The 8,069-nt window shown below is 58.1% G+C and carries 9 protein-coding genes; 4 read left to right on the top strand and 5 right to left on the bottom strand.

What is annotated here, in order from left to right; translation table 11 throughout:
- From potB to potD, 3 genes are all read left to right on the top strand, one after another.
- Positions 1–677 (top strand): spermidine/putrescine ABC transporter permease PotB (gene potB, locus ACRDD5_RS15230; protein ID WP_438677203.1); only part of this gene is annotated, 677 nt, incomplete at its 5' end.
- The gene (potC, locus tag ACRDD5_RS15225) at positions 674–1,486 is read left to right on the top strand and encodes a spermidine/putrescine ABC transporter permease PotC (protein WP_438677202.1); all 813 of its coding nucleotides are present in this window, start codon (positions 674–676) and stop codon (positions 1,484–1,486) included. The genes potB and potC, both read left to right, overlap by 4 nt.
- Positions 1,483–2,529 carry a spermidine/putrescine ABC transporter substrate-binding protein PotD gene (potD, locus tag ACRDD5_RS15220; protein ID WP_438677201.1) on the top strand — a complete coding sequence of 349 codons (1,047 nt, stop codon included), beginning with the start codon at positions 1,483–1,485 and terminating at the stop codon, positions 2,527–2,529. Before potC ends, potD begins: the two co-directional genes overlap by 4 nt.
- Positions 2,530–2,631: 102 nt before the next feature.
- Here potD and cobB read toward each other — a convergent pair whose 3' ends face one another.
- The 5 genes from cobB to lolC are packed head-to-tail and all read right to left on the bottom strand — an operon-like array spanning position 2,632 to position 7,570.
- Positions 2,632–3,453, bottom strand: a complete 822-nt coding sequence (cobB, locus tag ACRDD5_RS15215) for a Sir2 family NAD+-dependent deacetylase (RefSeq protein WP_438677200.1) — start codon at positions 3,451–3,453, stop codon at positions 2,632–2,634.
- Positions 3,454–3,468: 15 nt separating this feature from the next.
- Positions 3,469–4,380 (bottom strand): N-acetylglucosamine kinase, encoded by a 912-nt coding sequence (gene nagK, locus ACRDD5_RS15210; RefSeq protein WP_438677199.1) that lies wholly within the window; start codon positions 4,378–4,380, stop codon positions 3,469–3,471.
- A gap of 52 nt (positions 4,381–4,432) precedes the next feature.
- Positions 4,433–5,677 carry a lipoprotein-releasing ABC transporter permease subunit LolE gene (lolE, locus tag ACRDD5_RS15205; protein ID WP_271283917.1) on the bottom strand — a complete coding sequence of 415 codons (1,245 nt, stop codon included), beginning with the start codon at positions 5,675–5,677 and terminating at the stop codon, positions 4,433–4,435.
- Positions 5,677–6,378 carry a lipoprotein-releasing ABC transporter ATP-binding protein LolD gene (lolD, locus tag ACRDD5_RS15200; protein ID WP_271283918.1) on the bottom strand — a complete coding sequence of 234 codons (702 nt, stop codon included), beginning with the start codon at positions 6,376–6,378 and terminating at the stop codon, positions 5,677–5,679. Before lolD ends, lolE begins: the two co-directional genes overlap by 1 nt.
- Positions 6,371–7,570, bottom strand: a complete 1,200-nt coding sequence (gene lolC, locus ACRDD5_RS15195; protein WP_438677198.1) for a lipoprotein-releasing ABC transporter permease subunit LolC — start codon at positions 7,568–7,570, stop codon at positions 6,371–6,373. Before lolC ends, lolD begins: the two co-directional genes overlap by 8 nt.
- Positions 7,571–7,840: 270 nt before the next feature.
- On the opposite strand from lolC, the gene ACRDD5_RS15190 reads away from it, so the two are divergent.
- Positions 7,841–8,069: acyltransferase family protein (locus ACRDD5_RS15190; RefSeq protein ID WP_438677197.1), on the top strand; the 229-nt coding region annotated here is incomplete at its 3' end.

The following is an 8,069-nucleotide window of genomic DNA, read 5'->3' as shown; positions in this document are numbered from 1 at the left end:
ATTTTCAGGTGCTACTGCACTCGCTCAACATGGCGGTGATAGCCACCCTCGCCTGCCTGGTGCTGGGCTATCCCTTTGCCTGGTTTCTGGCGACGCTGCCGCCAAAGGTGCGCCCGCTGCTGCTGTTTCTGCTGATCGTCCCCTTCTGGACCAACTCGCTGATCCGCATTTACGGCCTGAAGATCTTCCTCAGCACTAAAGGCTACCTGAACGCGTTTCTGCTCGAGCTTGGGGTGATCGACACACCTATCCGCATTATGTATACCCCCGGCGCGGTGATTATCGGGCTGGTCTATATTTTGCTGCCGTTTATGGTGATGCCGCTGTACGCCAGCATTGAGAAGCTGGATAAACCCCTGCTGGAAGCGGCGAGGGATCTCGGGGCCAGCAAACTGCAGACCTTTCTGCGCATCATTGTGCCGCTGACCATGCCGGGGATTATTGCCGGCTGTCTGCTGGTGATGCTCCCGGCGATGGGCCTGTTCTTTGTCTCCGACCTGATGGGCGGGGCGAAAAACCTGCTGATTGGCAACGTTATTAAGAGTCAGTTCCTCAATATTCGCGACTGGCCGTTTGGCGCCGCCACCAGCATCACCCTGACGCTGGTGATGGGCCTGATGCTGCTGGTTTACTGGCGCGCCTCGCGCCTGCTGAACAAAAAGGTGGAACTCGAATGATCGGTCGACTGCTGCGCGGCGGTTTTATGGCCGCCATATATGCCTTTCTGTTTATTCCGATCATCATCCTGATCGTTAACTCGTTTAACAGCTCGCGCTTTGGCATCAACTGGCAGGGGTTTACCACCGACTGGTATCGCCTGCTGATGAATAACGACAGTCTGCTGCAGGCGGCACAGCACTCGCTGACCATGGCGGTCTTCTCGGCGACGTTTGCCACGCTGATCGGTTCCCTGACCGCCGTGGCGCTGTACCGCTACCGTTTTCGCGGTAAGCCCTTTGTCAGCGGGATGCTGTTTGTGGTGATGATGTCGCCGGATATCGTGATGGCCATTTCGCTGCTGGTGCTGTTTATGCTGCTGGGCGTACAGCTGGGCTTCTGGTCGCTGCTGTTCTCGCACATCACCTTCTGCCTGCCGTTTGTGGTGGTGACGGTTTACTCCCGTCTGAAAGGCTTTGACGTGCGGATGCTGGAGGCGGCGAAAGATCTGGGGGCCAGCGAAATCATCATCCTGCGCAAAATCATTCTGCCGCTGGCAATGCCCGCAGTGGCCGCCGGTTGGCTGCTAAGCTTTACCCTGTCAATGGATGACGTGGTGGTGTCGTCGTTCGTCACCGGACCCAGCTATGAAATTCTACCGTTGAAGATCTATTCGATGGTGAAAGTCGGCGTGTCACCCGAGGTGAACGCGCTGGCGACCATTCTGTTGGTGTTATCGCTGGTTCTGGTCATCGCCAGCCAGCTTATTGCTCGTGATAAAACAAAGAGCCTGGAGAAACAGGCTCGAATCTCAGGGGACGTTAAATGATTAAATGGTCACGCCACCTGCTCGCGGCAGGCGCTCTGGCAATCGGCATGAGCGCTGCGCACGCGGACGACAGCAAAACGCTCTACTTCTACAACTGGACCGAGTATGTGCCGCCAGGCCTGCTGGAGCAGTTCACGAAAGAGACCGGCATCAAGGTGATTTATTCGACCTATGAGTCGAATGAGACCATGTACGCCAAGCTCAAAACCTACAAAGATGGGGCGTATGACCTGGTGGTGCCCTCCACCTATTTCGTCGACAAGATGCGCAAAGAGGGCATGATCCAGAAGATCGACAAAACGAAGCTCACCCACTTTGGCAACCTCGATCCTGAGATGCTCAACAAGCCATTTGACCCGGGCAATGACTACTCCATTCCCTATATCTGGGGTGCCACGGCGATTGGCATCAACCGTGACGAATTGGATCCAAAAAGCGTCACCCGCTGGGCCGATCTGTGGAAACCGGAGTACAAAGGCGGACTACTGCTGACCGACGACGCGCGTGAAGTGTTCCAGATTGCGCTGCGCAAGTTAGGTTATTCCGGCAACACCACCGACCCAAAAGAAGTTGAAGCGGCCTATCACGAGCTGCAAAAGCTGATGCCCAACGTCGCAGCGTTTAACTCAGATAACCCGGCCAACCCGTACATGGAAGGGGAAGTGAATCTGGGGATGGTGTGGAACGGCTCCGCCTATGTGGCGCGTCAGGCCGGCACGCCGCTGGAGGTGGTGTGGCCTGAGGAGGGCGGGATTTTCTGGATGGACAGCCTCGCAATCCCGGCCAATGCTAAAAACGTTGAAGGTGCCCTGCTGCTGATCAACTTCCTGCTGCGCCCGGATGTGGCAAAACAGGTGGCAGAAACCATCGGCTACCCGACGCCAAACCTGGCGGCGCGCAAGCTGCTGAGCCCGGAGGTGGCGAACGATAAATCGCTGTATCCGGACGCGAATATTATCAGCAAAGGCGAATGGCAGAATGATGTCGGCGACGCCAGCCGCCTGTATGAAGAGTATTACCAGAAGTTGAAGGCGGGTCGTTAATTTCGTACGGCCTGATGCCCTCACCCCGCCCCTCTCACACAGGGAGAGGGAGTAAAAGCACGTAGGCCGGGCAAGCACAATGCCGCCCGGCAAATCACAATGTCATAATCCCTTCAATAACTTATCTACAAACGCCGGTACCACGTCGCTCGCCAGTCCGTAGGCTTTCTCTTCGAACTCACTCCCGACCTGGCTCGGCTCCAGATTCAGCTCCACCGTGTGCGCCCCCTGCAGCTTCGCTTCGTGGACGAATCCGGCTGCCGGGTAAACGTGCCCGGAGGTGCCAATGGCGATAAACACATCGGCCATCGCCAGCGCACTATAGATGTCATCCATTCCCAGCGGCATTTCGCCAAACCAGACCACGTGCGGGCGCAGCGGTGCGGGAAACTGGCAGCAGTGGCATTTGTCATCGAGGGTCACATCGCCGGTCCAGTTCAACACCTGGCCGCTGCTGGCGCAGCGTACCTTCAGCAGTTCACCGTGCATGTGGATCACATTCTTATTACCGGCCCGTTCGTGCAGGTTATCGATATTCTGCGTCACCAGCAGAAAACGATCCCCCAGCGCCTCTTCCAGCGCCGCCAGCGCCAGATGGGCGGCATTAGGCGCCACCTCCGACGACTGGAGCTGACGGCGACGGGCGTTGTAGAACGCCTGCACCAGCTGCGGATTACGGGCAAAGCCTTCCGGGGTGGCGACATCTTCCACCCGATGCTCTTCCCACAGCCCGTCGGCCGCACGGAAGGTACGAATGCCTGACTCGGCGGAGATCCCCGCGCCGGTCAGCACCACGACTCTGGGTTTTTCCATCAGTTCGGGCAACGCGGCGTCCTGGAAGAAGATCCGCTGGCGTAAGCGCTCACGCAAGCGACGTTTGTTTTTGCGAAAACGGCTGAGTCGATGTGACCGACGCGACAGCATAATAACCTCGTATGGCTAGCGGGTAAGATGAAGGAACGCGGCACCGCGCATTCCCCCGGCATCGCCATGTCGTGCGCGCTCAATGCGCGGCACGCGGGCAACCGGCAGCAGATGACGCGGTAAACGTCCTGACAGCCGTTCGGCGATCGCCGTAAAGTTCGATAATCCCCCGCCGATCACCAGCAGGTCCGGATCGACGATGGTCAGAATATTACCAAGGCACACGGCCAGCAGATCGAGGTAGCGCTCAACGTGCTCGAGAGCCTGTTCATCCCCCTGTTCCCACAGGGCGATTATTTCTGGCGCCTGCCGTTTTTGATGATAGAAGTGTTCATAAAGCCATGCAAATCCACGGCCTGAAAGGTAATTTTCGATGCAACCGTGCTGACCGCAGCCGCAGCGGATCAGCGGAAAATCGCGCCCGACCACCTCCAGCGCATCCACCGGCAGGCGAATATGACCAAACTCGCCGGTGATATAGCTGCGCCCGGTAATCGCTTTGCCGTCGATGACAATCCCGCCGCCGACGCCGGTGCCGAGGATCAGACCCATCACTAACGGATATTGCTGGAACTCGTCGTCCCAGGCTTCGGAGAGGGCAAAGCAGTTCGCATCGTTGTCGAGGCGCACGTCGCGCTCCAGCAGTGCGGTAAGGTCAGCGCGCAGCGGCTTACCGCTGGCAGCCGGGACGTTGGCGGCATACAGTGTGCCATCGTCGGTTTCCGGCATCCCAGGAATACCAATCCCGACGCTGCCTTTAACGCCGAAGCGGGTATCGGCCTGTGTCACCAGCGCGACAATCGCCGTTAAGAATTCATCGTAGCTTTCGCGGGGGGTGGGAACACGGGTTTCCCACTGCAGCTTCAGGTTGCTGTCAAACACGCCCAGCGCAATTTTGGTGCCGCCAATATCAAATCCGTAATACATAACGCATTCCTCTTTCTGATCCGGCGGCAACGCTCACCGGATCATGACGTAATTACTGGCCACTGAGCACCCTCGCCGGGTCAATTTTGCTTGCGCGACGTGCCGGATACCAGCTCGCCAACAGACTCAGCAACAGCGCCGTGACCAGTACATAAACGACATCCAGCCAATGTAATTCTGACGGCAGGAAGTCAATAAAATAGATATCGCCTGACAGGAACTGATGGCCGATCAGCGCTTCAATTCCGTTAATGATTGGCGTCAGCTGCAGTGAAACCACCACCCCGATTACCACGCCGCACAGGCTGCCCAGCAGGCCCGCCAGCAGACCGTACCAGACGAAGATGGCGCGAATAAGACCGTCCTTTGCGCCGAGGGTGCGCAGCACGGCAATGTCGCCGCTCTTGTCTTTTACCGCCATCACCAGGGTGGAGACGATGTTAAAGCAGGCCACGCCGATCACCAGTACCATCGCCAGATACATGATGGCGCGGATCATCTGGATGTCGCGGTACATATAGCCGTACGTGCCGATCCAGCTCTTGATGTAGACGTAGCTGTTAGTCACTTCCCCGGCGTCGCGCACCAGCTTGTTGGCGTTAAAAACGTCGTTGACCTTGATGGCAATGCCGGTCACGCTGCTGCCCATATCCAGATACTGGCGCGCATCTTCGATGGGGACCATCGCAAAGCTATGATCGAGCTGGCCGCTCAATTGCAGAATGCCCGCGACGTGCAGGCGCACGCGCTTCGGCTGCTGCAGCTTATGGTCGGCACTGGCGTTGGGGATCATGATTGACACCCAGTCGCCCTGCTTCACTTTCAGCGCGTCGGCCACGCCCTTACCGATAATAATCTGCTGCTCGCCCGCCTTAAAGCTGGCCCATGCGCCGTCTTTAATAAACTGCGGCAGCGCGCTGAGCTTCTCCTCCTGGCGCGGGTTCACCCCTTTCACCTGGATAGCGCGCAGGTTGGCCCCGCTCTCCATCAGCCCGGTAAAGTTGATATACGGCGCCGCGGCGGCAATGCCCGGCACTTTTTCGACTTTGTTCAGGGCCTCGTTCCAGTTAGTCCACGGTTGGTTAACCGGCTCGATTTCCCCGTGCGGCACCACCGCCAGAATGCGGTTATTCAGCTCACGCTCGAAGCCGTTCATGGCGCTCAGGCCGACGATCAGCACCGCCACGCCCAGCGCAATACCCACGGTAGAGATAACGGAAATGAGCGACACCATGCCGCCGCGACGGCGGCCCCGGCTAAAACGCAGGCCGATGAGTAACGATAACGGTGAAGCCATTAATCTGCCCCCATCAGGGTCAGCTCGGCGTTCAGGCGACCGTCACGCATCTCCAGCTGGCGGGACATGCGTTTTGCCAGCTGTAAATCATGCGTCACCACCAGGAAGGCGGTGCCCTGCGAAGCGTTCAACTCGCCAATCAGCTGGAAAATACTGTCGGCGTTGCGGGCATCAAGGTTGCCGGTCGGTTCATCCGCCAGCACCAGCCGCGGATTGTTGACCAGCGCACGGGCAATCGCCACGCGCTGACGCTCACCGCCGGAGAGTTCAGAAGGGCGATGGTTACCACGATGGCCGAGGCCGACCGCTTTCAGCATATCGCTGGCGCGGGCGTTGATCTCCGCCGGTTTCTTTTTGCCAATCAACAGCGGCATCGCCACGTTTTCCAGGGCGGTAAAGTCCGGCAACAGGTGGTGGAACTGATAGATAAAGCCCAGCTCCCGGTTACGCAAATCGGCCTTCGCACTCGAGGACATGGCGCTCAGCGGCGTGCCGGAGAACACCACGTCACCGGAGGTAGGCGTATCCAGCCCACCCAGCAGGTGCAGCAAGGTACTTTTCCCGGAGCCTGAGGTGCCGACAATCGCCATCATCTCCCCTTCCCCGACGTTGAAGCTGACATTGTGCAGGACATCCGTCTGCACCGTGCCTTCCTGATAGCGTTTGCACAGGTTGTCGCATTGCAACAGGATCTTATTCATAGCGTAAAGCCTCAGCGGGTTGGGTGGCGGCAGCGCGCCAGGAAGGATAAAGCGTGGAGAGTAACGCAACGGCCATCGCGACCAGCGCAATGCCCACCACCTGCAGCGGCTCAATGGCCACCGGCAGGGCTGCGCCGTCGAGAAGCGCGCCGATTACCGGCATCAGATTATTGAGCTGGCTGGCCAGCAAAGTGCCCAGCAACGCCCCAAGCAAGGCCCCGACGATGCCGGCGCTGGCCCCCTGGACCATAAACACCGCCATGATCTGCCGGGGTGTGAGCCCCTGGGTTTGCAGGATCGCCACTTCGCCCTGCTTCTCCATCACCATCAGGCCCAGCGAGGTAATGATGTTAAAGGCGGCTACGGCGACTATCAGGCTCAGCAGCAGGCCCATCATGTTTTTTTCCATGCGTACGGCCTGGAACAGCTCGCCCTTACGCTCGCGCCAGTCCTGCCATTTGGTGCCTTCCGGCAGTTTTTGCTGACTTAAGACGTCGACCTTCAGCGGCTCGTTCAGCCACAGACGCCAGCCGGTAATATTGCCGAGCGGGTAGCGCATCAGGCGTGACGCGTCCTGGATATTGACCAGCATCTGGTAGCCGTCCACTTCACTGCTGGCGGCAAAGGTCCCAATCACGTTAAACAGACGCTGGCTCGGCAGACGCCCCATCGGGGTGAACTGGCTGGCAGAGGGCACCATCACCCGCAGCTGATCGCCGCGGTTGACCCCCAGCTGACCGGCCAGCTGCTCGCCCAGAATGACGTTGTACTGGCCGGGGGCCAGATCGCTCTGCTTGACGTTCACCAGATACGGCGTCAGGGGATCTTTTTGTGCCGGGTCGATGCCAAGCATCACCCCCACCGCCACGCTGCGCGCGCTTTGCAGCACCACGTCGCCGGAGACGATCGGTGCCACGCGGCTTACGCCCTGCAGCTTGACTGCGCTTTCGGGCAGCTGCTGCGGGTTAACCGAGCCGGTAGAAGATGAAAGAATGGCCTGCGGCATCAGCCCCAGAATGTTGTTTTGCAGCTCGCGCTCAAAGCCGTTCATGACGGAGAGAACCGTCACCAGTGCCATCACGCCAAGCGTAATGCCAATGGTAGAAAGCCAGGAGACAAAGCGACCGAATCGGTCCGCGGCGCGCCCACGCATATAACGCAGGCCTATGAATAGTGCGACAGGTTGGTACATGAAATCCGTCTGTTTGCTGAGAGCAGACCCGTGAGTATATAAGCGAATCCGCCAGGGGTAAATGACTGAAACCCGGTGCTTTACTAATCATTAATCCGAAAAAACACGTTAAATCAGCAGCGTAGACAGCGATTCAACCAAGCCTGCCTCGCGACGCAGCCTGCACCTTTTCTGAAAATCGTCCGGATACAGACTCTTACCGATTACATCCCGCGCGTTGACCCACAACATGACCGGTTACTTTTATGGCAAAACAGGACTCGGTAGGCAATGAAACAAAAAGCATTATGGATTAATCAGATCAAAGGGCTCTGCATCTGCCTGGTGGTGATCTATCACTCGGTGATCACCTTTTATCCCCATCTGGATGCGCTGCAGGCCCCGCTTTCGACGCTGCTCGCCAAATGCTGGGTCTATTTTAATCTCTATCTGGCACCGTTTCGCATGCCGGTATTCTTCTTTATTTCGGGCTATCTGATCCGCCGTTACATTGACGGCG

Origin of the sequence: Silvania sp., assembly GCF_051656365.1 — a bacterium.
Classification (GTDB): domain Bacteria; phylum Pseudomonadota; class Gammaproteobacteria; order Enterobacterales; family Enterobacteriaceae; genus Enterobacter; species Enterobacter hatchlandensis.
The sequence above is the reverse complement of the archived record's forward strand: the minus strand, read 5'-3'. Positions and strand labels throughout refer to the sequence as shown.

Bases quoted from the DNA above. Each gene is read 5' to 3' on its own strand.
- nagK (WP_438677199.1), bottom strand. From the start codon at position 4,380: ATGTATTACGGATTTGATATTGGCGGCACCAAAATTGCGCTGGGCGTG.
- lolC (WP_438677198.1), bottom strand. From the start codon at position 7,570: ATGTACCAACCTGTCGCACTATTCATAGGCCTGCGTTATATGCGTGGG.
- potC (WP_438677202.1), top strand. From the start codon at position 674: ATGATCGGTCGACTGCTGCGCGGCGGTTTTATGGCCGCCATATATGCC.
- cobB (WP_438677200.1), bottom strand. From the start codon at position 3,453: ATGCTGTCGCGTCGGTCACATCGACTCAGCCGTTTTCGCAAAAACAAA.
- lolD (WP_271283918.1), bottom strand. From the start codon at position 6,378: ATGAATAAGATCCTGTTGCAATGCGACAACCTGTGCAAACGCTATCAG.
- lolE (WP_271283917.1), bottom strand. From the start codon at position 5,677: ATGGCTTCACCGTTATCGTTACTCATCGGCCTGCGTTTTAGCCGGGGC.
- potD (WP_438677201.1), top strand. From the start codon at position 1,483: ATGATTAAATGGTCACGCCACCTGCTCGCGGCAGGCGCTCTGGCAATC.